Origin of the sequence: Ancylobacter sp. FA202 (assembly GCF_000380205.1) — a bacterium.
Lineage (GTDB): Bacteria > Pseudomonadota > Alphaproteobacteria > Rhizobiales > Xanthobacteraceae > Ancylobacter.
Window position 1 is genome coordinate 1,982,700 of sequence record NZ_KB904818.1, and the last position, 23,107, is coordinate 2,005,806.

At 68.8% G+C, this 23,107-nt stretch carries 17 protein-coding genes; 10 read left to right on the plus strand and 7 right to left on the minus strand.

Annotation, left to right across the window (positions count from 1 at the left end):
- The first annotated feature begins 95 nt into the window (after window positions 1-95).
- The 8 genes from rimP (at window position 96) to pnp (ending at window position 10,847) form a co-directional block, all read left to right on the plus strand.
- Window positions 96-956 carry a ribosome maturation factor RimP gene (gene rimP / locus A3M1_RS0109045; protein ID WP_018388637.1) on the plus strand — a complete coding sequence of 287 codons (861 nt, stop codon included), beginning with the start codon at window positions 96-98 and terminating at the stop codon, window positions 954-956.
- A complete protein-coding gene (gene nusA / locus A3M1_RS0109050) occupies window positions 956-2,569 on the plus strand; it encodes a transcription termination factor NusA (protein ID WP_018388638.1) in 1,614 nt (537 codons plus the stop codon). The genes rimP and nusA overlap by 1 nt, the downstream gene beginning before the upstream one ends.
- Window positions 2,570-2,619: 50 nt before the next feature.
- Window positions 2,620-3,327 carry an RNA-binding protein gene (locus tag A3M1_RS0109055; RefSeq protein ID WP_018388639.1) on the plus strand — a complete coding sequence of 236 codons (708 nt, stop codon included), beginning with the start codon at window positions 2,620-2,622 and terminating at the stop codon, window positions 3,325-3,327.
- A gap of 65 nt (window positions 3,328-3,392) precedes the next feature.
- On the plus strand, window positions 3,393-6,266 hold the full coding sequence (gene infB, locus A3M1_RS0109060) for a translation initiation factor IF-2 (protein WP_018388640.1): 2,874 nt from the start codon (window positions 3,393-3,395) through the stop codon (window positions 6,264-6,266).
- Window positions 6,267-6,409: 143 nt separating this feature from the next.
- A complete protein-coding gene (gene rbfA, locus A3M1_RS0109065) occupies window positions 6,410-6,847 on the plus strand; it encodes a 30S ribosome-binding factor RbfA (RefSeq protein WP_018388641.1) in 438 nt (145 codons plus the stop codon).
- Complete coding sequence (truB, locus tag A3M1_RS0109070; RefSeq protein WP_018388642.1) at window positions 6,844-7,869, plus strand: tRNA pseudouridine(55) synthase TruB; 1,026 nt, start codon at window positions 6,844-6,846, stop codon at window positions 7,867-7,869. Before rbfA ends, truB begins: the two co-directional genes overlap by 4 nt.
- Window positions 7,870-8,134: 265 nt before the next feature.
- On the plus strand, window positions 8,135-8,404 hold the full coding sequence (gene rpsO, locus A3M1_RS0109075; RefSeq protein WP_018388643.1) for a 30S ribosomal protein S15: 270 nt from the start codon (window positions 8,135-8,137) through the stop codon (window positions 8,402-8,404).
- Between the two features lie 283 nt (window positions 8,405-8,687).
- Window positions 8,688-10,847: a polyribonucleotide nucleotidyltransferase gene (gene pnp, locus A3M1_RS0109080; protein WP_018388644.1), complete on the plus strand. Its 2,160-nt coding sequence runs from the start codon at window positions 8,688-8,690 to the stop codon at window positions 10,845-10,847.
- A 129-nt stretch (window positions 10,848-10,976) separates the two neighbouring features.
- Here the strand turns inward: pnp and A3M1_RS0109085 are convergent, their stop codons facing one another.
- From A3M1_RS0109085 to A3M1_RS0109110, 6 genes are all read right to left on the minus strand, one after another.
- A complete protein-coding gene (locus A3M1_RS0109085; RefSeq protein ID WP_018388645.1) occupies window positions 10,977-12,992 on the minus strand; it encodes a methyl-accepting chemotaxis protein in 2,016 nt (671 codons plus the stop codon).
- Between the two features lie 140 nt (window positions 12,993-13,132).
- Window positions 13,133-14,122, minus strand: coding sequence for an asparaginase (locus A3M1_RS0109090; protein WP_018388646.1), 990 nt, complete (start codon window positions 14,120-14,122; stop codon window positions 13,133-13,135).
- 67 nt (window positions 14,123-14,189) lie between these two features.
- Window positions 14,190-15,509, minus strand: a complete 1,320-nt coding sequence (gene glcF / locus A3M1_RS0109095; protein WP_018388647.1) for a glycolate oxidase subunit GlcF — start codon at window positions 15,507-15,509, stop codon at window positions 14,190-14,192.
- 3 nt (window positions 15,510-15,512) lie between these two features.
- The gene (locus tag A3M1_RS0109100; RefSeq protein WP_026221232.1) at window positions 15,513-16,745 is read right to left on the minus strand and encodes an FAD-binding protein; all 1,233 of its coding nucleotides are present in this window, start codon (window positions 16,743-16,745) and stop codon (window positions 15,513-15,515) included.
- 1 nt (window position 16,746) lies between these two features.
- Window positions 16,747-18,168, minus strand: a complete 1,422-nt coding sequence (locus A3M1_RS0109105) for an 8-oxoguanine deaminase (RefSeq protein WP_018388649.1) — start codon at window positions 18,166-18,168, stop codon at window positions 16,747-16,749.
- 70 nt (window positions 18,169-18,238) lie between these two features.
- Window positions 18,239-19,735, minus strand: a complete 1,497-nt coding sequence (locus A3M1_RS0109110; protein ID WP_018388650.1) for an FAD-linked oxidase C-terminal domain-containing protein — start codon at window positions 19,733-19,735, stop codon at window positions 18,239-18,241.
- A 371-nt stretch (window positions 19,736-20,106) separates the two neighbouring features.
- Here A3M1_RS0109110 and A3M1_RS0109115 point away from each other — a divergent pair, with 371 nt between their 5' ends.
- Window positions 20,107-20,517: a hypothetical protein gene (locus tag A3M1_RS0109115; protein ID WP_018388651.1), complete on the plus strand. Its 411-nt coding sequence runs from the start codon at window positions 20,107-20,109 to the stop codon at window positions 20,515-20,517.
- 107 nt (window positions 20,518-20,624) lie between these two features.
- On the opposite strand, the gene A3M1_RS0109120 is transcribed toward A3M1_RS0109115, so the two are convergent.
- On the minus strand, window positions 20,625-21,644 hold the full coding sequence (locus A3M1_RS0109120; protein ID WP_245261621.1) for a hypothetical protein: 1,020 nt from the start codon (window positions 21,642-21,644) through the stop codon (window positions 20,625-20,627).
- 104 nt (window positions 21,645-21,748) lie between these two features.
- On the opposite strand from A3M1_RS0109120, the gene A3M1_RS0109125 reads away from it, so the two are divergent.
- Complete coding sequence (locus A3M1_RS0109125; RefSeq protein ID WP_018388653.1) at window positions 21,749-23,080, plus strand: DUF3422 family protein; 1,332 nt, start codon at window positions 21,749-21,751, stop codon at window positions 23,078-23,080.
- The last annotated feature ends 27 nt before the right edge of the window (window positions 23,081-23,107 follow it).

The window sequence follows — 23,107 nt, forward strand, 5'->3', positions numbered from 1 at the left end:
TCTCACAAACGATCATCTGATCGGTTGAGAGTGGGTTCCGTCGCCGGGGCCCGCTCTTTTTGCATTGCGGATCGTAAGCCGATCCGACGAGGACGATGAGCGAAACCGAAGCCCACGCCAACGAAGCCAACGCCACTGATTCGAACGCCCTGCCCGAGGGTCGTCTCGACGAGCCACGTCTCGTCATCGAGACCGGCCCCGCCGCCCGTGTGGCCGGCATTGTCGGCCCGGTGCTGCAGGGCCTTGGCTTCCGCCTGGTGCGGGCCAAGATCTCCGGCGGCAGCCCGCCGACCCTGCAGATCATGGCCGAGCGCCCCGACGGTTCCTTCGGCATCGACGAGTGCGAGGCGGCGAGCCGCGCGATCTCGCCGGTGCTCGATGTCGAGGACCCGATCACCGGTGCCTATAATCTGGAAATGTCCTCGCCCGGCATCGACCGGCCGCTTGTGCGACTTTCCGATTTCCACCGCTGGGCCGGCCATGACATCAAGGTTGACATGGCGGTGCCCGTGGATGGGCGAAAGCGCTTCCGCGGCATCCTGGTCGGTGCGAAGGGTGACGAGGCGCTGCTGCGCCTGCCCGACGCGCCCGCGGGAGCGGCCGACACCGTCGCCCTACCCATTTCCGACATTGGCGACGCCCGCCTTGTGATGACCGACGCGCTGATCCGCGAGGCGCTGCGCCGGGACAAGGCGCTGCGCGAGGGCGCCGGCATCGACGAGGACGACATCGACTTTGCCGATATCGGCGACGTGCCGCTCGATGGCGACGACGCCGACGAGAATCCGGATGACGACATGTTCGTGGGTGGCGAAGGCGTCGCCCCGCGCGTCATTCCGCCGAAGAAGATGCCGGTCAAGCAGAAGTCCAAGCCGATGCTTAAGCCCAAGGGCGCCGCCAAGCCCGGCAAGAAATCCAACGCCAAACGCAAATCCCATGCGAAGGAGACGCACTGATGGCTGTCGTCAGCGCCAACCGGCTTGAACTCCTGCAGATCGCCGACGCGGTCGCGCGGGAAAAGACGATTGACCGGGGCATCGTGATCGCCGCGATGGAGGATGCGATCGCCAAGGCGGCGCGCTCGCGCTACGGCGCCGAGACCGACATCCACGCCGAGATCAACCCGCGCACCGGCGAACTGCGCCTCGCCCGCCATCTGCTGGTGGTCGAGCAGGTCGACAATCCCGCCGTGGAGATCGACCTTGTCGGCGCGCGCCGGCTGAACCCGGCGGCGCAGATTGGTGATTCCATCGCCGACACCCTGCCGCCCTTCGATTTCGGCCGAATTGCCGCGCAAAGCGCAAAACAGGTCATCGTGCAAAAGGTGCGCGAGGCCGAGCGCGACCGGCAGTATGAGGAATTCAAGGACCGCATCGGCGAGATCGTCAATGGCGCGGTCAAGCGGGTGGAATACGGCAATGTGGTCGTCGACCTCGGCCGCGGCGAAGCCTCGCTGCGCCGCGACGAGCTGCTGCCGCGCGAAGTGTTCAAGACCGGCGACCGCATCCGCGCCTATGTCTATGACGTGCGCCGCGAGCAGCGCGGGCCGCAGATCTTCCTCTCCCGCACCCATCCCCATTTCATGGCCAAGCTGTTCGCTCAGGAAGTGCCGGAGATCTATGACGGTATCGTCGAGATCAAGTCGGTGGCCCGTGACCCCGGCTCGCGCGCCAAGATCGCTGTCACCTCGCGCGATTCCTCGGTCGATCCGGTGGGCGCCTGCGTCGGCATGCGCGGCTCGCGCGTGCAGGCGGTGGTGAACGAGCTGCAGGGCGAGAAGATCGACATCATTCCGTGGTCCGACGACGTCGCGACCTTCATCGTCAATGCCCTCGCCCCGGCCGAAGTGGTCAAGGTGGTGCTCGACGAGGACCGCGAGCGTATTGAAGTTGTGGTCCCGGATGCCCAACTCTCGCTTGCGATCGGCCGCCGCGGCCAGAATGTGCGCCTTGCCTCTCAGCTCACCGGCTGGGACATCGACATCATGACCGAGGCGGAAGAGAGCGAGCGCCGGCAGAAGGACTTCGCCGAGCGCACCACGATGTTCGCCGAGGCGCTCGACCTCGACGAGATGATGGGCCAGCTCCTCGCCTCCGAAGGCTTCGCCTCGGTCGAGGAAATCGCCTATGTGCCGCTGAACGAGCTGGCGAGCATCGAGGGCTTCGACGAGGACACGGCGCAGGAACTGCAGAATCGCGCTCTGGCGCATCTGGCGCAGGTGGAAGCGACCTTTGACGAGCGCCGCAAGGCGCTCGGCGTCGAGGACGCGCTGCGCGAAGTGCCTGGAGTCACCTCGCCGATGCTGGTGGCGTTCGGCGAGAACGACATCAAGACGGTCGAGGATCTTGCCGGCTGCGCCACCGACGATCTCGTCGGCTGGACCGAGCGCAAGGATGGCGAGGTCGTGCGTGTCGCCGGCGCGCTGGAGGGCTTCGAGCTTTCCCGCGAGGCGGCCGAGGCCCTAGTCATGCAGGCCCGCGTCAAGGCCGGCTGGATCACCGCCGAGGAACTCGCCGGCCCGGCTGAGGAAGAGGCCGAGGCGACCGAGGCCGGCGAAAGCCAGGCCTGATCGCCTACCCCCTGATCGCCCGCTCCGGCGCGGCCTCGGGACCGAAGGGAATGGAAGCGGTGACGGACGAGACGGCACCCCACGGGGCTGAGCCGGTAGACGGCACCGATGCCGCCGGCGCCGACCAGGCCGATGTCGGGCTGACCGATGCCGGCCTATCGGATGTGGGCCGCGCGCCGACCCGCTTGTGCATCGCCAGCCGGGCGGTGCGGCCGGTGGAGGAATTGCTGCGCTTCGTCGTGGCACCTGACGGCACGGTGGTGCCTGATATCCACGCCCGGCTACCCGGGCGTGGCGCCTGGGTGACCGCACGGAGCGCCGTGCTGGCCGAGGCCCTGAAGCGGAAGGCGTTTTCGCGCGCCTTCAAGGGTAAGGGACGAACCGAGCCGGGACTGTCCGACATGGTTGGGCAACTCCTGGAGAAGGATGCCCTCGCTGCCCTTGCCCTCGCCAAGAAGGCGGGGCAGGTGGTGACGGGCAACGCCAAGGTGATCGAGGCGTTGCAGAGCGGGAAGGTCGCGGTGCTGATGCATGCGAGCGAAGCCGCCCCGGACGGGGCGGGAAAGCTCGACGCACTGGCCCGGCGGATCGGTGAGGCTGCCGGACGGGAAATCGCCCGCATCGATGGCCTGCCGGGCGAACAATTGGACTTGGCGCTAGGGCGGGCAAATGTGGTACATGCTGCGCTGCTCGCGCATCCGACGAGCGCGGGGTTCCTCGCGCGAATGAAAAGGCTCGAAGGCTGGCGCGCGGATTAAGCAGGCTGGCCGACGATAGTGGGGCCTTTCCGCATGAGGCGGAAAGGTACAGGAACGGATACCGAATGACCGATACGAAGAACCCCGGCGAGAAGACGATGGGCGTCGGACAGGGTGGCAAGACCACCCTCACGCTCAAGCGACCTGTCGAGCAGGGCGTCGTCCGCCAGAGCTTCAGCCATGGGCGGTCCAAGTCCGTCGTGGTGGAGAAGGTGAAGCGCCGCGTGCTCGGCCCGGGCGACAAGCCCGAGGCGCCGGCGCCGGCCGCACCGGCTTCGCCGCCGGCATCCGCCCCGCCCGCCGCACAGGCCGCCCGCCCGGCGCCGAGCGCGCCACCGCGTCCGGCACCGGCAGTCGCTGCCGCGCCGAGCGCCCCCGCGCGTCCGGCACCGACGGTTGCTGCCGCGCCGAGCGCGCCCGCGCGCCCGGCACCGGCCGCGCCTGCCGCCCCGGCGGCGAGCGCCCCGGCGAGCCAGCCCTCCAGCCGGCCGCCGCTGCGCACCCAGCCCTCCCCGGGCGCCAATCTTTCGAGCCCCCGTCCGGCGCCGCAAGGCAGCCGCCCCGGTGGCGTGGTGCTGCGCACCTTGACGGAAGAAGAGGCCCGCGCCCGCACCGCCGCCCTCCAGGATGCTCGCATCCGTGAGGTCGAGGACCGCAAGCGCGCCGAGATCGAGGCCGTCCGCCGCGCCGAGCGCGAGGCGCGCGAGAAGATCGAGCGCGAGGCCGCCGAGGCCCGCAAGCGCGAGGAAGACGCGCGCCGCGCTTTCGACGAGGAAGCCAAGCGCAAATCCGAGCAGGAGGCGCGCAAGCGCTTCGGCGAGGACCAGCCCGCCGCCGCCTCGGCGCCGGCCGGCACGGCGTCCCGCACCGCAACGCCTGCAAGCCCGTCCTCGGCGCCCGCCGCCCCCGGCGCGCCGCGTGTCGCCACGCCGCGCGGCCCGATGGATGCCGAGGAGGACGACCGTCGTCCGGTCCGTCGCGGTCCCGGTGGCGCCCCCGCGCGCCCTGCCGCCCCGGCCAAGCCGACCCGTCCCGCTGGCCCGGAGAAGAGCCGCGGCCGCCTGACCGTCGTCACCGCCCAGTCGTCCGACGACGAGCGCCAGCGTTCCGTGGCCTCGTTCCGCCGCCGCACCCAGCGCATGAGCGGCCATCGCCATGTCGAGGCGAAGGAAAAGATCGCCCGCGAGGTGATCATCCCGGAGACCATCTCCATTCAGGAGCTGGCCAACCGCATGGCCGAGCGCGCGGTCGACGTCATCCGCATGCTGATGAAGCAGGGCCAGATGGTGAAGATCACCGACGTGATCGACGCCGACACCGCCCAGCTGATCGCCGAGGAACTCGGCCACAGCGTGCGCCGCGTCGCCGAATCCGACGTGGAAGAAGGCTTGTTCGACACCACGGATACCGATGAGCACCTGGAGACGCGTCCCCCGGTCGTGACCATCATGGGCCATGTTGACCACGGCAAGACCTCGCTGCTGGACGCCATCCGCAAGGCCAATGTCGTCTCCGGCGAGGCCGGCGGCATCACCCAGCATATCGGTGCCTATCAGGTGACCTCGCCGCTCGGCGGCAAGATCACCTTCATCGACACGCCTGGCCACGCCGCCTTCACGGCGATGCGCGCCCGTGGCGCCAAGGTGACGGACATCGTGGTGCTGGTGGTGGCGGCCGATGACGGGGTGATGCCTCAGACCATCGAGGCCATCAACCACGCGCGCGCCGCCAAGGTGCCGCTCATCGTGGCGATCAACAAGATCGACAAGCCCGATGCCAAACCCGAGCGCGTGCGCAGCGAATTGCTGCAGTACGAGGTTCAGGTCGAAAGCCTCGGCGGCGACACGCTGGAAGTCGAGGTCTCGGCCAAGGCGCAGACCAATCTCGACAAGCTGCTGGAACTCATCACCCTGCAGTCGGAAGTGCTCGACCTCAAGGCGAACCCCAACCGCGACGCGGAGGGCACCGTCATCGAGGCCAAGCTCGACCGCGGCCGGGGCCCTGTCGCCACTGTCCTCGTCCAGCGCGGCACGCTGCGTGTCGGCGACATCGTCGTCGCCGGCGCCGAGATGGGCCGTGTGCGTGCCCTGATCGACGACAAGGGCGCCAACGTCACCTCGGCGGGTCCGTCCTTCCCGGTCGAAGTGCTCGGCTTCAGCGGCACGCCGGAGGCGGGCGACCGTCTCGCCGTGGTCGAGAACGAAGCCCGGGCCCGCGAGATCACCGATTACCGCCAGCGCCAGAAGCGCGAGAAGGCGGCGGCCCGTTCCGCCACCGTCCGTGGCTCGCTGGAGCAGATGATGAGCCAGGCCAAGACGGCCGGGCGGAAGGAATTCCCGCTCATCATCAAGGGCGACGTGTCGGGTTCCATCGAGGCGATCACCTCCTCGCTGGAGAAGCTCGGCACCGACGAGGTGCAGGCCCGCATCATCCACTCCGGCGCGGGCGGCGTGAACGAGAGCGACGTGACGCTGGCCGAGACGGCCGGCGCGGCGATCATCGCGTTCAACGTGCGTGCCAACAAGGAAGCCCGTGACGCGGCCGAGCGTGCCGGTATCGAAATCCGCTACTACAACATCATCTACGACCTGGTGGATGACGTGAAGGCGGCGATGGGCGGCCTGCTCGCCCCGATCAACCGCGAGACCATGCTCGGCAATGCTCTCATCAAGGAGATCTTCGCGGTCTCCAAGGTGGGCAAGGTCGCCGGCTGCCTCGTCACCGACGGTGTCGTCGAACGCGGCCAGCATGTGCGCCTCATCCGCGACAACGTGGTTATCCACGAGGGCAAGCTGTCGACGCTCAACCGCTTCAAGGATGCGGTCAACACGGTGCATTCCGGCCAGGAATGCGGCATGTCCTTCGAGAATTACCAGGACATGCGCGCCGGCGACGTCATCGAATGCTACCGCGTCGAGGTCGTGCAGCGCACGCTCTGAGCGCAAAGTGCACGCAACGCTTTGGCCGTTCCCGCACGCGGGGGCGGCCTTTCCACGGGAGCGCGCGGTCCAAACCCGCTCGCTTCGGTCGCGGCCGGCCCCGATGCCCCCAGGTGCGGGCAGGGCCTTGAAGGTTTGAACGCATGAAGAACAAAGCGAGCTCGGGCGGTGGCCCGAGCCAGCGCCAGCTGCGCGTGGGCGAGCTGGTGCGCCACGCCCTTTCCGATATCCTGTCGCGCGGCGATCTGCCCGATCCGGCGCTGACGCGGGTGGTGATCACCGTGCCCGAGGTTCGCATGAGCCCGGACCTGAAGATCGCCACCTGCTATGTCATGCCGCTCGGCGGCAAGGACGCCAAGGCGGCGATCGCCGCGCTGGCGACCAATGCCAAGCCGCTGCGCGGCGAGATCGGCCGCCGCCTTGCGCTGAAGTCCATTCCCGAGCTGCGTTTCCGCATCGACACCTCCTTCGAGGAAGGCTCGCGCATCGACGCGCTGCTGCGCCTGCCGCAGGTGCAGCGCGACCTCGGCGGACCCGAAGGCGACACGAACGACACGAACGACCAAGAGGACGCGGTATGAACGCCCCGCTCAACCCCACCCGCCTTCCTGACGAAGCGTCCGACGTCACTGCCGAGATTGCTCCCGTGGCTCCTGCCGCCGACGAGTTCCGCGAGGCCCCGCGCAAGCGCCGGCCCAAGCGCGATGTCGATGGCTGGGTGCTGCTCGATAAGCCGGTCGGCATGACCTCGACCCAGGCGGTCGGCGCGGTGAAATGGCTGTTCCAGGCCAAGAAGGCCGGCCATGCCGGCACGCTCGACCCGCTCGCCTCCGGCTGCTTGCCGATTGCGCTGGGCGAGGCGACCAAGACCGTTCCCTTCGTCATGGACGGGCGCAAAGTCTACCGCTTCACCGTGCGCTGGGGCATCGAGACCGACACGGACGACAGCGAGGGCCAGCCCACCGAGACCTCCGATCTGCGCCCGACGCGCGAGGCGATCCTCGACTTGCTGCCCGCCTATCGCGGCGAGATTGAACAGGTGCCGCCGGACTATTCCGCGCTCAAGATCAATGGCGAACGCGCCTATGACCTCGCCCGCGACGGCGTCGAGGTCAACCTCGCCGCCCGCACCGTGGTCATCCATTCGCTGGAACTGGTCGACCAGCCGGATGCGGACCATGCGGTGTTCGAGGCCGAATGCGGCAAGGGCACCTATGTGCGCTCGCTGGCCCGCGATTTCGGCCGGGCGCTGGGCGCGCGCGGCCATATCAGCGCCCTGCGCCGCACCCGCGTCGGCACCTTTCCCGAGGAAGAGCTGATCCCGCTGGCCAAGCTGCGCGAAGTCTCCGAGGCGATGGACGACGCGCCGCCCAGCTATGCCCTGCGCCCGGTGGAGATCGGGCTGGAGAGCCTGCCGGCGCTGCGGGTCTCGTCCTCCGACGCCGCCCGCCTCGCCCATGGCCAGCCGATCATCCTGCGCGGGCGCGACGCGCCGGTGCTGGAGGGCCCGGTCGCCATCACCGCGGGCGGGCGCCTCATCGCGCTGGGTGAAGCCGAAGCCGGCGAGATCCATCCCAAGCGGATCTTCCATTCCGGCAAGTGAGTGTGGGGAGGGCGCCTGCGCCCCTCTCAATCTCGGTGACGCGCGCGGCGTAGACCTGGCTCATTCCGGTCCTCAGAGCGCCTTACTGCCACTAGCACCTGCGGTGTTTTCGTGTATGGTGCGCGCGCGTCGCGGACCCCTCGTCCGCGCGAACCCATTGTTGCATCGACCGTGCTGGACGACATCCCGGCTCGGCCCGCGACAATGGCCCGAAGCGGCGCGCAAGCGCTTCTTCACCCCCTCCCTTATGGAAAAGGAGTTTCCGATGTCGATCACTGCCGAGCGCAAGCAGGCGCTCATCAAGGAATACGCCACCAAGCCGAACGACACCGGCTCGGCGGAAGTGCAGGTTGCGATCCTCACCGAGCGCATCGCCAACCTGACCGGCCACTTCAAGGGCCACGCCAAGGATAACCATTCCCGCCGCGGCCTGCTCAAGATGGTTTCGGCCCGTCGCGGTCTTCTCGACTATCTCAAGAAGACCGAGGAAGCCCGCTACAAGTCGCTGATCCAGCGCCTGGGCATCCGCCGCTGATCTGACATGCGAGGCTCGCGCCACCCTTGGTGCGGGCCTCGCGCGCTGAAAGACGGCGCGGGCGGATGACCCGTCGCGCTGAAGACGCAAGATGCGGCGGGCATGGGGCTCGCCGCGACCGATAGTGAAGCGGCGCGCCATGGCAGGATCGCCGGAGACTCGTGGCCCGATCCCGTGGTTCCATAAGCATGGTCCCATGGCGCCGCCTTGCTGAAGGCCGCCCGATCGCCGGAGTCTCTCGCCGTCTTGCCCATGGCCCCGTTTCGGAAAGCCAGAGACAGACATGTTCGATATTCACCGCGAGGAACTCGACTGGGGCGGGCGCACGCTCACCCTCGAGACCGGCCGCATGGCGCGCCAGGCCGATGGCGCCGTGCTCGCGACCTATGGCGACACCACCGTGCTCGCCACTGCCGTTTCCGCCAAGTCGGCGAAGCCCGGCCAGGACTTCTTCCCCCTGACCGTGAACTACCAGGAAAAGACCTACGCCGCCGGCCGCATCCCGGGCGGCTATTTCAAGCGCGAAGGCCGTCCGAGCGAGAAGGAGACCCTCGTCTCCCGCCTGATCGACCGTCCGATCCGCCCGCTCTTCGCCGACGGCTACAAGAACGAGACCCAGGTCGTCGTCACCGTGCTCTCGCACGATCTTGAGAACGACCCCGACATCGTCGCGCTGGTCGCCGCCTCCGCCGCGCTCACCCTGTCGGGCGTGCCCTTCATGGGCCCGATCGGCGGCGCGCGCGTCGGCTTCATCGATAATGAATATGTGCTGAACCCGACCACCGACGAGGTCAAGGAATCGGCGCTCGACCTCGTGGTCGCCGGCACCGCCGACGCCGTGCTGATGGTCGAGTCCGAGGCCAAGGAGCTCTCCGAGGAAGTCATGCTCGGCGCGGTCATGTTCGGCCACCGCCACTTCCAGCCGGTGATCGACGCCATCATCCGCCTCGCCGAGAAGGCCGCCAAGGAGCCGCGCGACTATACCGCGCCGGACCATTCGGCGCTTGAAGCCGAGGTCCGCGCCCTGATCGATGGCGATCTGCGCGCCGCCTACAAGATCGTTCGCAAGCAGGACCGTTACGAGGCGGTCGGCAATGCCAAGTCCAAGGCGAAGGCGCATTACGCCGCGCTCGCCGCCGAGGGCAAGCCGGTGCCGGACGCCCAGGTTCTGGCCGAGGTGCTGAAGGAGCTTGAGGCCAAGATCGTGCGCTGGAACATCCTCGACGAGGGGATCCGCATCGACGGCCGCGACACCAAGACCGTCCGCCAGATCGTCGCCGAGGCGAGCGTTCTGCCGCGCGCCCACGGCTCCGCCCTGTTCACCCGCGGCGAGACGCAGGCCCTCGTGGTCGCCACGCTCGGCACCGGCGAGGATGAGCAGTTCATCGACAGCCTGGAAGGCACCTACAAGGAGCGCTTCCTGCTGCACTACAACTTCCCCCCCTTCTCGGTGGGTGAGACGGGCCGCATGGGCTCGCCCGGCCGCCGCGAAATCGGCCATGGCAAGCTCGCCTGGCGCGCCATCCGCCCGCTGCTGCCGCCCGCGCACGAGTTCCCCTACACGCTGCGCGCCGTCTCGGAGATCCTGGAGTCGAACGGCTCCTCCTCCATGGCGACCGTCTGCGGCACCTCGCTCGCCCTGATGGACGCCGGCGTGCCGATGCGCCGCCCGGTGGCCGGCATCGCCATGGGCCTCATCCTCGAGGGTGAGAAGTTCGCTGTGCTCTCCGACATCCTCGGCGACGAGGATCACCTCGGCGACATGGACTTCAAGGTGGCCGGCACCGACAAGGGCGTCACCGCCCTGCAGATGGACATCAAGATCGCCGGCATCACCGAGGAGATCATGAAGGTCGCCCTCACCCAGGCGAAGGACGGCCGCATCCACATTCTCGGCGAGATGAACAAGGCGCTCACCGGCGCCCGTTCCGAGCTCGGCGAGCACGCTCCGCGCATCGAGGTGATCCAGATCCCGGTCGACAAGATCCGTGAAGTGATCGGTTCGGGCGGCAAGGTGATCCGCGAGATCGTCGAGAAGACCGGCGCCAAGATCAACATCGAGGACGACGGCACGGTGAAGGTCGCCTCCGCCTCCGGCGAATCGATCAAGGCGGCGCTGAACTGGATCAAGTCCATCGCCTCCGAGCCCGAGATCGGCCAGATCTATGAGGGCACGGTGGTCAAGGTCGTCGATTTCGGCGCCTTCGTGAACTTCTTCGGCGCCAAGGACGGCCTTGTGCATGTCTCGCAGCTCGCCAAGGAGCGCGTGGCCAAGCCCTCCGACGTCGTCAAGGAAGGCGACAAGGTGAAGGTGAAGCTGCTCGGCTTCGACGAGCGCGGCAAGACCCGCCTGTCGATGAAGGTCGTTGACCAGGAGACCGGCGAGGACCTCGAAGCCAAGGGCAAGCCGGCTGACGAAGCCGAGGCCGGCGCCGCCGAGTGACGCGCAACGGGGCGGCGCGCCGCCCCGGTCGCACCGCCCCGGGGCGGTGTGCGGAACGATGGCGCCAGATACAGAAAGGGCGGCCTCGCGGCCGCCCTTTTCGTTTGTCGATGGGGCAGGGGGCGCCGTTCAGCCCGCCCGCACCATGTCGACGAAGCTGTGCACCTCGCGGCGCAGCGTCACGGCCTGCTGCGACAGGTCGCGGGCCGAGGTCAGCACCCGGTGCGCGGCGGCGGCGGAGGCCTGTGCCGTGCGCTGGACGGCGGAGATGTTGCTGGTGACGTCCTGTGTCCCGCTCGCCGCTTGCTGGATCGAGCGCGCGACCTCGGAGGTGGTGGCGTGCTGCTCGGTCATGGCGGCGGAAATAGCGGCCGCCGCGTTACGCAGCTCGGTGATGGTGTGGCTGAAGCCGGCGATGGCACCCTGAACGCCGCCGGTGGATTGCTGAATACCGGAAATACGCTCGGAGATGCCGGCGGAGGCCTCCGCCGTTTGGCCGGCCAACGCCTTCACCTCCTGCGCCACCACGGCGAAGCCCCTTCCGGCGTCGCCGGCGCGGGCGGATTCGATGGTGGCGTTGAGGGCGAGCAGGTTGGTCTGGCCGGCAATCGAGCCGATGAGGCCGGTGATCGTGCCGATCTGCTCGGCTGAGGCCTTCAGCTCGTTCATCTGGCCGGTGGTCGCGGCAACCTCGCCCACCGCCCGCTCGGTCATTACGGTGGAATGCTGCAGCCGGTCGCCGATTTCCTGCGCGGCGGCGGAAAGCTCTTCCATCGCTTCCGCCACCGTCCGCACATTGGTGGTGGCGAGCTGCGCCGCGGCAGCGACCGCCTCGGCCTGTGTCGTGGCTTCCTCCGCCGTGGCGTTGAGCGCTTCGGAGGCGGCCTGCAGGTCGCTGGCGGCATTGGCGACCATATCGACCACTGCCCCCACCGCCGTCTCGAACTGGTCGGCGAGCTGGCGCATTTCCGCGTGCCGGTTCTCGGCGGCGCGCAGCGAGGCGCGATGGGCCTCCTCGCGCAGCCGCTCGGCCTCGCGCAGCCCGTCGCGGAAGACGGTTAGCGCCCGGGCCTGCTCGCCGATTTCGTCGGTGCGCCCAGCATGGGGAATGACGGTCTCCAGATCGCCGGCCGAGACCTGCTCCATCGCTTCGCTCACTTCGCGCACCGGACGGGCAATGCCGAAGAACGAGTAGGCACCGGCCAGTACCGCCGCCAGAATGGCAATGGCGGAGAAGACCAGGATGCGGGTCATGCCGTCGTCCAGCGCCTCGGTGGCCAGCGCCTTGGCTTCCTCGGCCTGGCTTCGCGTCTCGCCTACCACGGCGTTCAGCAGGCCGGTGGCCTCACGCATCAGCGGCGCGCTGCTGTCATTCACCAGCGCGGTGCGGCGTGCGAGTTCAGCGAGATTGTCGTCGATCAACCGCTTATAGGCCTCGAAATCCTTCAGCGCCGTCTCCACCGTCTGCGCCACCTGCGGGTTGTCGGCCAGTTGCTGGCCGACATCGGCAAGGATGGTGGCGACCCGGTTCTGCATGGAGGCGAGGCGCTTCAGCTGCTTGGCATCGCCCTCCAGCATATAGGTGGACGCGGCGAGGTTGATGTTGTCGACCAGCTGCTCCAGCGGCTGCACGTTGCTGGCCATGTCTGTCTGGCCAAGTTCGAGCATCTGCCCGGCGAGGGTGGAGAAATGAGTGCGCGCCCGCATGGCGAGAGCCGGGCGCGCCTCAACCAGCTGCTGCTGCGCCACTTCGGAGGCATGCACCTTGGCTGTGACCGCGCCGATCTGGACCAGCAGCTGCTTCAGCTGAAGGAATACCGCACGATCATCGTCATGGGTTTCAAGCTCCATAAGCCGGTCGAGCCCGCCCTGCGCTGCTCCTACGTCCTTCTTCACCCCGCTGAGTAGTGCCTCATTGTCCGGGTTGGCGAAGGACAGCCTGAGCTCGGTGGCGTTGAGTTGGATTCGGGTGATCAGCTGACCGACCCTTTCGGCCTCGCCGAGAATCGCGGCTTGCCGGTCGGAGGCTGCATTGGCCTCCTCGATACTCGACATGGCGTAATGCCGGCTGACCAGCACGCCACACGACAGAAGAATCAGCAGCACGGACGCGATGCCGAGCTTCATGGCGATGCCCAGTCGCATCTTACCCACGGAACACCTCCACAGAGCATTTAACATGCCGTTAGAGGAGGTCATCTGGCTTGTGCGGAACTTGCCAAAGGACTCGCCGGGGGCATCGGCCGGAGGGGTGCCGTCAGCGGCGGCAGAGCCGCGCGCTAGGCTCAGCCATAAGCGGCAAAGGCGCGGGCGAGCGCCGCCCGGTCCCAGCCGCAGGCCAGCGCCAGGATGAGCAGCAGACGCGCCTTCACCCCGGTCAGCAGCCCGGCGCAGAGCGCGCCGCGCGCCAGAAGGTCGATCTCCGAGCCGGCATAGCCATAAGTGCGCTCGAATACCGGGCCGGCCAGCGTCCGGCTGGCCAGCACCACCGGCATGTGCGCGGCGACCTCGCCGAGGCTCTCCGCCATCATCCCCGGGACATGGCCCGCCCCCGCGCCCTCAATGACGAGGCCGGCAAAGCCGAGGCCGGGCACCGCCCGCAGCAGCCGTCCATCGTCGCCCATGGCGATCTTGAGCAGCGCCACCGGGGGTAGTGTCCCGGGGCCAACTTCGAGCGCGGGAAGCGCTGGCCGGGTGACACGCGCAAGAATCCGCACCCGCCCCTCCGCCACCAGCCCGAGCGGACCGGCCATGTCGGAGACGAAGGCCGACGTGAGCGCGGTGTGCGCCTTGCGCACGAAGCGCGCGGCATGGATCTCGTCGTTCATTACGACAAGCGCGCCGAGCCCGCGTACCTCCTTGCTGGTGGCGACGAGGGCGGCGGCGTGGAGGTTGGCTGGCCCGTCGGCGCCGGGCTGCTGTGGCCCGCGCATGGCGCCAACCACCACCACCGGGCGCTCATCACGCACCAGCAGGTCGAGCGCGAAGGCGGTCTCCTCGATGGTGTCCGTCCCCTGGATGACGATGGCGCCGTCGAAACCCTGCGCGAAGCCGGCGCTGATGTCGGCGGCCACGGCGGCGATGTTCTCCAGCGTCAGCGAGGCGCTGCCGACCTTCAACGGCGAGCGCGCCTCGATCTGCGCCAGCTCGGCCAGGCCAGGCACGGCGGCCACCAGCTCGGCCGCGCCCAGCGTCGGTAGGATGCCGCCGCCGGCGCTCGCCGTCATGGTGATGGTGCCGCCGAGGGAAAGGACGAGAAGGCGGGGGAGCGGCATGGAAGACCCTGACGAAGCAGCAATGGGGCCACGATCATAGCCGCCCGCCGCCCCTTCTGTCAGGTGCTCACGCTGCCGCGCGGATCCCCGCCAGCTCGGCCGGCATCGGCCCGCCGGTCGCCCAGTCCAGCAGCTCCACCGTGTGCACCACCGGCAGGCCGGTGCCGCCGCCGATCTGCGTCATGCAGCCGATATTTCCGGCCGCCACCACCTCGGGGTCAGTTCGCTCGATATTGGCGACCTTGCGCGCGCGCAGGCGCTCGGCGATCTCCGGCTGCAGGATGTTGTAGGTGCCGGCCGAGCCGCAGCACAGATGCCCCTCGGCCGGCTCCAGCACGGTGAAGCCGACGCTGGCCAGCAGCGTCTTGGGCGGGGTGCGGACGCGCTGACCATGCTGCAGCGAGCAGGCCGAGTGATAGGCGACCCGGATGCCCGGCGCGATCACCGGGGCGGGCAGCGTATGCTCGGAAAGGAATTCGCTCACATCCCTGGCCAGCGCGGAGACTTTGGCCGCGCGCTCGGCATAGGCGGGCTCGGTGCGCAGCATGTGGCCGTAGTCCTTGATGGTGGTGCCGCAGCCCGAGGTGGTGACGAGGATGGCGTCCAGCCCCTCGCCCTCGATCTCGCGCATCCAGGCATCGACATTGGCGCGGGCATTGGCCAGCGCCAGCTCCTCCTTGCCCATGTGGTGGGTGAGCGAGCCGCAGCAGCCGCCGCCCACTGGGCGCACGATCTCCACCCCCATGCGGGTCATCAGCCGGATCGCCGCCTCGTCGATCTCCGGCCGCAGCACCGGCTGGGCGCAGCCATCGAGCAGGGCGACACGGGCGCGGCGGGCGCCTTGCGCCGGGAAGAGGCGCACGCCCTCAGCGGCGGAGCGGGTGGCCGGGCGAGCCGGGGCGAGGCGCAGCATGGCCGCGATCGGCCTCAATCCCGGCACCGCCGCGAACAGGCCGGCGAAAGGCCGCGCCACCATCGCGCCGCCAATGGCGAGGCGGAAGAGCGTGCGGCTCGGCAGCACCCGCGCCAGCAGTGCCCGGGTCAGCCGGTCCATCAGCGGGCGGTGATAGGTCTTCTCCACATGATCGCGGGCATGGTCGACAAGGTGCATGTAGTGCACGCCGGAGGGGCAGGTGGTCATGCAGGAGAGGCAGGAGAGGCAGCGGTCGACATGCTTGGCGACTTCGACCGTAGCCGGTCGATCATTCTCCAGCATGTCCTTGATCAGGTAGATTCTTCCGCGCGGCGAATCCAGCTCGTCGCCCAGCAGCACATAGGTCGGGCACGTGGCGGTGCAAAAGCCGCAATGGACGCACGCACGCAGCACCTGCTCGGAGCGGGCGGTCTGTGGGTCGGCAAGCTGGGCGAGGGAGAAGTTGGTCTGCATCGCTCACACTCCCGCATATATACGGCCGGGGCTCAGCACCCGGCCCGGGTCGAACCCGCTCTTCATCCGGGCGATCAGCGCGCCGGTGATCGGGTCGAGCGGCTGGAACACCTCCTCGCCCGCCCGCGCTGCCGCCGAGGCGCGGATCAGCGTCGCATGGCCGCCCCCCGCGCCCGCCACCGCCGCGCGGACGCGCGCGCTGTGGGGCTCTGTGCCCGGCATCTCGACCCAGACCAGTCCGCCGGCCCAGTCATAAAGGCAGCGCGCGCCGATCTCGCGCAGCGCGGCGCCCACTGCGGGCCCGGCCATCGGCGCCACCGAGATGCGCCAGATGGCGGGGGCGGTGTCGAGAGCGCCACCCTCCGGGAACGCAAAGGGCTCCACGTCCCGCACCGCCCGCCAGAAGGCGAGCGAGGCCGCCTCATCGAGGAAGGACAGCGTGCCATGGGTTCGCAGCATCGCTTCCAGCTTGCCGCGCCGGTGGACGATCGACGGCTTGACCCCTTCAAGTCGCAGCGCCGTTACCCCCATCCCCGCCTCGGCGACGACCGGGATCTGGCCGGCGACCTCGGCGGGCAGATGCGCCGCGCCGGACACGTCGTAATAGGAGCCGACCGCCGCGCTCATCACCCCGGCCGCGGCCGCGTCGTCGAGGCCGAGCACCAGCAGCGTCTCCACCGTCTCCGGGCGCGGCAGCACCTTGATGGTGAGTTCGGTGAAGGCGGCGAGCGTGCCATAGGAGCCGGACAGCCCGCGCGGCAGGTCATAGCCGGTGACGTTCTTCACCACTCGCCCGCCGGCCTTGAACGCCTCCGCCCGGCCGGAGACCGCGCGCACGCCCAGCGCATGGTCGCGCGCCGCCCCGGCGCTCGGCCGGCGCGGGCCGGCGAGGTTGCAGGCGATCAGCCCGCCAAGCGTGCCCCCGCCCGGCGCCACGCCGAGCAGCGGGCCGAAATCCATCGGCTCGAAGGCCAGCATCTGCTTGGAGGCCGCCACCAGAGCCTCGATCTCCGCCACCGGCGTGCCGGCCTTCGCGCTCAGGACCAGCTCTTCCGGCTCATAGAGCGTGACGCCGGAGAGGCCCTTCAGCTCCAACGTGGCGTCGGTCTGGATGTGTCGGCCGAGACTTGCCTTGGAACCGGAGCCGGCAACATCAAGCGTGCGCTCGTTCGACACGGCCCAGCGCACGGCCTCCACCACGTCGGCCTCGTCGCGCGGACACAGCCTCTCGCTCATCTCAGGCACCTCCCGAAAGCGCGGCGAGCCGCGCGGCATGCGTGTTGTGTTCCGCCACCACCGCCGGCAGGTCGATCGTCACCACCTCGCCATGGGCCACGACCGGCCGGCCATGGACATAGGTGAAGGCAGCACGGCCGGGGGTGCAGAACAGGGCGGCGGCCACCGGGTCGGCAAGCCCGCCGGCAAAGGCGGCCTCATCCAGCCGCAGGGCGAAGAAATCGGCGCACATGCGCGGGGCCAGCGCGCCGATATCGGAGCGTCCCAGCACCGAAGCGCCGCCGAGCGTGGCCAGCTCCAGCGCCTGTCGGGCGGTCATCCATTCAGCATCGCGCGAGGGATCGGCGGTGGAGAGCGTGGTATCCGGCCCCTCGGGCGGGCGCAGGCTGATCTGCAGTCGCGCCAGCAGCATGGCCTGCCGCGCCTCGGCGAGCAGGTTGTTGCCATCATTGGAGGCCGAGCCGTCCACCCCGAGCCCGACCTTCACCCCGGTTTTCCGATAGGCCATGACAGGCGCGATGCCGGAGGCGAGGCGCATGTTCGAGGAGGGGCAATGGCACACGCCGACCCCGGCGCCGGCGAAGCAGGCGATTTCGTGCGCATTCACATGCACCGCATGGGCGAACCACACATCCTCGCCCAGCCAGCCCAGCTCTTCCATATAGGCGACGGGGCGCTTGCCGAAGCGCGCCAAGGTGAAGCGCTCCTCGTCGATGGTTTCCGCCAGATGGGTGTGCAGCCGCACGCCCTTGTCCCGCGCCAGCGCCGCGCTGTCGCGCATCAGTTCCGGCGTCACCGAGAAGGGCGAGCAGGGGGCGAGCGCGATCCGAAGCAGCGAGCCGGGTGCAGCGTCGTGATAGCGGGCGATGACGCGCGCGCTGTCGGCCAGAATCGCGTCCTCGGCCTCGACGCAGTCGTCCGGAGGCAGCCCGCCTTTGGACTGGCCGAGCGACATGGAGCCGCGCGAGACCATGAAGCGCATCCCGATCTCGCGCGACGCCGCGATCTGGTCGTCGACCGCGCAGCCGTTACGAAAGACATAGGCGTGGTCGAAGCAGGTGGTGCAGCCGGACAAAGCGAGTTCGGCCAGCCCGACCAGCGTCGCCGTGCGCGAAGCCTCCGGCGTGCGCGCCGCCCAGAGCCGGTAATGCGCCCCGAGCCAGCGGAACAGGTTGACGTTCTGCGCGGCGGGCAAAGCGCGGGTCAGCGTCTGGTCGAGATGGTGATGGGCGTTCACCAGACCGGGCAGCACCACATGGCCAGAGAGGTCGAGCACCGCGTCAGCGCTTTCCGGCAGGGTCTGGCTCGGGCCCACCTGCTCGATCATCCCGTCGCGCGCGAACAGGCCGCCGCCGGCAATCTCGCGGCGGGCGCCGTCCATGGTGACGAGCACGGTGGCGTTCTTCACGAGGAGCGTGGTCATCGGGTTCCGCCTCCCCGCGCGCGGACGCGCTCCGTCCGGGATGACGACACGTTATGCGCGCGCGCGCGCATCAGAATCGCGGCAGTTCGGGGAAGGGCAGCTTGCCGCCCGAGACATGCATGCGCCCGAGTTCGGCGCAGCGGTGCAGCACCGGGAACACCTTGCCGGGATTAAGCAGCGCCTCGGGATCGAAGGCGCATTTCAGCCGCTCCTGATGGGCGAGGTCGATCTCGTTGAACATGGAGGGCATGAGGTCGCGCTTCTCGACGCCCACCCCGTGCTCACCGGTGAGCACGCCGCCCACCTCGACGCAGAGCAGGAGGATGTCGGCGCCGAAGGCCTCGGCCTTTTCCAGCTCGCCCGGCGTGTTGGCGTCGTAGCAGATCAGCGGGTGCAGATTGCCGTCGCCGGCGTGGAAGACATTGCCGCACCGCAGACCGTACTTCTCCGACATCTCCTCCATGCGCTTCAGAACCAGCGGCAGCGCCTTGCGCGGAATGGTGCCGTCCATGCAGAGATAATCCGGCGAAATCCGCCCCACCGCCGGGAAGGCCGCCTTGCGCCCGGCCCAGAAGGCGACACGCTCCTCCTCGCTGGTGGAGGCGCGCAGCGTCATGCAGCCGAGCCCGTCGCCGATCTCGGCGACGCGGTCGATGAGGTGGTTCACCTCCGCTTCCGGCCCGTCCAGTTCGACGATCAGCAGCGCCTCGACATCGAGGGGATAGCCGGCGCCGAGGAAGGCCTCGGCGGCGTGGACCATCATCCTGTCCATCATCTCCATGCCGCCGGGAATGATGCCGGCGGCGATGATGGCGGCCACGCACGCCCCCGCCGCCTCCGAGGAGGGAAAGCCGAGCAGCACGGCACGCGCCGTCTCCGGCTTCTTCAGGATCCGGACGGTGACTTCCGTCACCACGCCGAGCAGGCCTTCCGAGCCAACGATGAGGCCGAGCAGGTCGAGCCCGCCGGAATCGAGGTGCTTGCCGCCGAGCCGGATGATCTCGCCGGTGATCAGCACCATCTCGACGCCCAGCACATTGTTCGTCGTCAGCCCGTATTTCAGGCAGTGCACGCCGCCGGAATTCTCGCCGACATTGCCGCCAATGGTGCAGGCGATCTGCGAGGAGGGGTCGGGGGCGTAATAGAAGCCCTCATGCGCCACCGCCGTGGTGATGCCGAGATTGGTCACGCCCGGCTGGGCGATGACGGTGCGGTTGGCGAAGTCGATGTCGAGAATGCGGTTGAACTTGCCCATGCCGAGCAGGATGCCGTCTTCCAGCGGCAGCGCCCCGCCGGACAAAGAGGTGCCCGCCCCGCGCGGCACAACGGGGATGCCGTTGGCATTGGCGTAAGCCAGCACCTTCGACACCTGCTCAGTGGTGGAGGGCAGCACGACGACGAGGGGGAGCTGGCGATAGGCCGTCACCCCGTCGCTCTCGAAGGGGCGCATCTCGGCCTCGGTGTCGATCACCCCCTCGCCGGGAACGATGGCGCGCAGATCGGCGATTATCTGGGCGCGGCGGGCCAGAACATCGGCCTTCGGCGCCGGCATGACGAGACCGGACATGGCACTCCTCCCAATCGACGTTTTTTGCGACCGGCGCCGGTCGTGTCTGATTTCGATCCATTCTAGGGAAAAGCGCGGCGCCTTCCTATGGTAAAAAAACTAGACCAACGATGAATGTTGCGTGTTCTCCCATCGCTTACCCCTGTCGCCCTCCCTGCGGCGCGCAAGGGTCCCGTCGACGGGACCCTTGCGCGCGATCAAGGCCGCGCGCACCTCTAGCACTTAAGGCCAAGACCAAAGGCCGCGCATCACCGCCCGGCCAAGCACAGGGAGACGCGCATGAACGAGGTCACAGCCGGCGCCGCCACCGGGGCGCTCAGCCGAGACCAAAGGCCGCGCATCACCGCACGGCCAAGCACAGGGAGACGCGCATGAACGAGGTCACAGCCGGCGCCGCCACCGGGGCGCTCAGCCGAATCCGCCTGCACCTCGCCCGCTCGAAGGAATTTCCTGAAGGCAGCGCCCGCCATGGCTACGAGTTCGTCGCCCCGCTCAACGCTGAAGGCCACATTGACGGCGAGGCGTGGAAGGATCTGCGCCCCGCCTGCACTGTCACCCGCTTCTGGGCCAATGAGGCCCCCGAGCACGGCCGGCTGGTGCATCGCGCCGGCGGTGTCGGCGGGTCGAGCTGGGTGTTCGACTATGAGGAGGACGCCAGCGACGATGACGAGACCGGCTACCGTTTCGGCGACCATGCCTTCGTGCCGGGCGAATATGTTTCGCTGCGCGACGAGGACGGCGACATGCACACCTTCACCGTGTTCTCGGTGGTGCCGGCCTGACCGCAAGCCCTCATAAAGCAACGGCGCGGACGCCCTCGCGGGCCCGCGCCGTTCTCGTGAGACGTTCACTCGGTCAGTGCGACGTGCCGGTCAGTTCGAGGTAGCAGTCAGTTCGAGGTACCAGTTCCTGCCGGAGCGGTCGGCACCGCGCTCGGGGCTGAGGCGGTTTCGGTGCCGGAGATCGGCGCTACGGCGCGGCTCTGGGTCGCTGCAGCCGGCGCGGGGGAGGCAGGAACGCTGGCGGGGGTTGCGGCAGGCGCCGCGTCCGCCGGGGTCGCGGCGGGTGTTGCCGCCGGCACGGCGGCCGCGTCGGCAGGCGCAGAGACCGGCTTGGGCGTCGGCGTGGCGGCCACGGCGCGCGGGCGCGTCTGGCGCGCCGGGCGCTGGATCATGCCGATGACCTTGTTGTGCAGCTCGGCCGCCTTGTCGATGTTGAAATGGCTGAGCGCGCCCGAACCCGTCAGGTCGATATTCTCCACGCGCGGGCCGGAAACCGCCTTGCCCGAGCCGCCGGCCTGGTAATAATTCACCACTTTGCCGATCTTCGACGAGGCGGTCATCGCGGTTACGGGATCGAATGTCACGACCAGCGGCACCGGTACGCCCGCGGCGGTGACGCGGTTGCCCATGGTGACGGCGGCGTCGGCGCCGAGCGAATGGCCGATGATGATGACCGGCGAGGGGCGGCGCTTGCCCATGCTGGCCTGCTCCACCGCATACCGGGTGAGCGTTTCCAGATCGACATAGGAATGCACGCTCGCCTCGATGCCGCGCGCGCGCAGCTTGGCGGCGAGGTCGTCCATGCCGAGCGAGAAGATGTTGGCGAGGCCGCGCAGCAGATAGACGCGGGGCTGGTTCGGATTCGGCTTGGACTGGGCCTGGGCCTGGGCCGGGGCAAAACCGACGAACATCATGGCGGCAACGGCGAGGCACACGGCCAAGACCCGCGAAAATCTCATGTCACAAATCCCGAAAAGACCGTCTGACTTCATGCTCTGGGCTCCCGACCCTTGCAAACAGATTCTAAAGTGTCCCAGCTTTGCCGAAGCCATGATGCCGATGGGCAACAGTGGCAGCAGGGGAATCGTCACGCGCGCGGCCGGACTTTTGGCCGCGCGCGTGCGCAAAGGCGCCCCCTTGCCAGCTTCACGCGAGCATGCAACCCACTTGGCGGCGCGGAGTTCCCCCGGTGCGAGGGTAGGCAACGGGGGCAGGTGAGGGAGTAGGCCCGGTGACAGCGAACGCGACGGCCCCGGCCGCCGGCAAGGCCTTTTACGATCATCCGCTGCGCGCCCCGGTGCTTGCGGAACTGCATGCGCGCCCCTTCGTGGCGGTCTCGACCCCCGCACGCATTCTGCACGTCGCCTTTCTGGTCGACCGGGCCCAGGCGATCGCCGACCGGGCCGCTTTCGCCAGCCTCTGCCTGGCGCGCGGCCAGCCCGCGCCGGGCCGAGATGCCAAGCAGCACCGCGTGGCCTTTGGCCGCTTCGTGCTGCGCTGGGAACGCCACGCCGAATTCACCACCTACACTTGGGAAGTGCCGGCCGAGGATGTGGTGGAGGGCGGCCTGCCCTTCCAACCCTCCGGCGCCAGCCTCGCCGACGTGCTCACGCAGTTGCCCCAGCCTGGGCCGCTATTGGTGGCGGTGGACCTGCATCTGGTGACGGACACCGCCGATGCGCTCCCGCTCGACCGGCTGTTCGACCGCACCAGCCTCGCGCGCTCGGATGTCGAGGACGGATTCGCCGAGATCGCCACCGATTTCCAGCCCGACCCCTCCGGCTTCGTGCGGATCCTGGTGCGCGATCGCGGCATGACCGACGATGCTGCCGGCGCGCTGGTGCAGCGTGTGCTGGAAATCGAGACCTACCGCACCCTTGCCCTTCTCGGCCTGCCGGAGGCGCAGCGCCTTGCCCCCACCGTGGCGCACAGCGAGAACGAGCTGTCGGCGCTGACCGAGCAGATGCGCCAGAGCGAGGGGCTCGCCGCCAACAACAAGCTGCTTCACGCGCTGACCGGCCTTGCCGCCCAGCTGGAGGCGGACGCTGCCGCCTCGCTGTTCCGCTTCGGCGCCACCCGCGCCTATGAGGAGATCGTCTCCTCGCGCCTGCGCACCATCGGCGAGCGGCCCATTTCGGGCTATCCCACCTGGCAGCAATTCCTGTTGCGCCGGCTGCAGCCGGCGATGCGGACCTGCCAGGCGATCGAGCAGCGCCAGGCCAATCTGTCGGTCAAGCTCACCAGCGCCGCCAATCTGCTGCGCACCCGGGTCGATGTCGAGCTGGAGCAGCAGAACCGCAACCTGCTGCAAAGCATGAACAAGCGGGCGCGGATGCAGCTGCGCCTGCAGCAGACCGTCGAAGGGCTCTCGGTCGCCGCCATCTCCTATTACGTCATCAGCCTGCTGCACTACGCGCTGGAAGGGCTGCACGCCCGCGCCGAGGCGGCCGGGCTGCATTACGATGTCGGCGTCGCCACCGCCATCGCCGTGCCGCTGGTGGTGCTGCTGATCTGGTCGGTGGTCCGCCGCATCCGCCGCGGCCATGCCGAGGACGATGCCTGAGCCGACAGGCCTTCACGAAACGTCGGC

What these genes read in the sequence shown, in the direction of transcription:
- rimP (WP_018388637.1), top strand. Translation starts at nt 96, where the DNA reads ATGAGCGAAACCGAAGCCCACGCCAACGAAGCCAACGCCACTGATTCG.
- nusA (WP_018388638.1), top strand. Translation starts at nt 956, where the DNA reads ATGGCTGTCGTCAGCGCCAACCGGCTTGAACTCCTGCAGATCGCCGAC.
- A3M1_RS0109055 (WP_018388639.1), top strand. Translation starts at nt 2,620, where the DNA reads ATGGAAGCGGTGACGGACGAGACGGCACCCCACGGGGCTGAGCCGGTA.
- infB (WP_018388640.1), top strand. Translation starts at nt 3,393, where the DNA reads ATGACCGATACGAAGAACCCCGGCGAGAAGACGATGGGCGTCGGACAG.
- rbfA (WP_018388641.1), top strand. Translation starts at nt 6,410, where the DNA reads ATGAAGAACAAAGCGAGCTCGGGCGGTGGCCCGAGCCAGCGCCAGCTG.
- truB (WP_018388642.1), top strand. Translation starts at nt 6,844, where the DNA reads ATGAACGCCCCGCTCAACCCCACCCGCCTTCCTGACGAAGCGTCCGAC.
- rpsO (WP_018388643.1), top strand. Translation starts at nt 8,135, where the DNA reads ATGTCGATCACTGCCGAGCGCAAGCAGGCGCTCATCAAGGAATACGCC.
- pnp (WP_018388644.1), top strand. Translation starts at nt 8,688, where the DNA reads ATGTTCGATATTCACCGCGAGGAACTCGACTGGGGCGGGCGCACGCTC.
- A3M1_RS0109085 (WP_018388645.1), bottom strand. Translation starts at nt 12,992, where the DNA reads ATGCGACTGGGCATCGCCATGAAGCTCGGCATCGCGTCCGTGCTGCTG.
- A3M1_RS0109090 (WP_018388646.1), bottom strand. Translation starts at nt 14,122, where the DNA reads ATGCCGCTCCCCCGCCTTCTCGTCCTTTCCCTCGGCGGCACCATCACC.
- glcF (WP_018388647.1), bottom strand. Translation starts at nt 15,509, where the DNA reads ATGCAGACCAACTTCTCCCTCGCCCAGCTTGCCGACCCACAGACCGCC.
- A3M1_RS0109100 (WP_026221232.1), bottom strand. Translation starts at nt 16,745, where the DNA reads ATGAGCGAGAGGCTGTGTCCGCGCGACGAGGCCGACGTGGTGGAGGCC.
- A3M1_RS0109105 (WP_018388649.1), bottom strand. Translation starts at nt 18,168, where the DNA reads ATGACCACGCTCCTCGTGAAGAACGCCACCGTGCTCGTCACCATGGAC.
- A3M1_RS0109110 (WP_018388650.1), bottom strand. Translation starts at nt 19,735, where the DNA reads ATGTCCGGTCTCGTCATGCCGGCGCCGAAGGCCGATGTTCTGGCCCGC.
- A3M1_RS0109115 (WP_018388651.1), top strand. Translation starts at nt 20,107, where the DNA reads ATGAACGAGGTCACAGCCGGCGCCGCCACCGGGGCGCTCAGCCGAATC.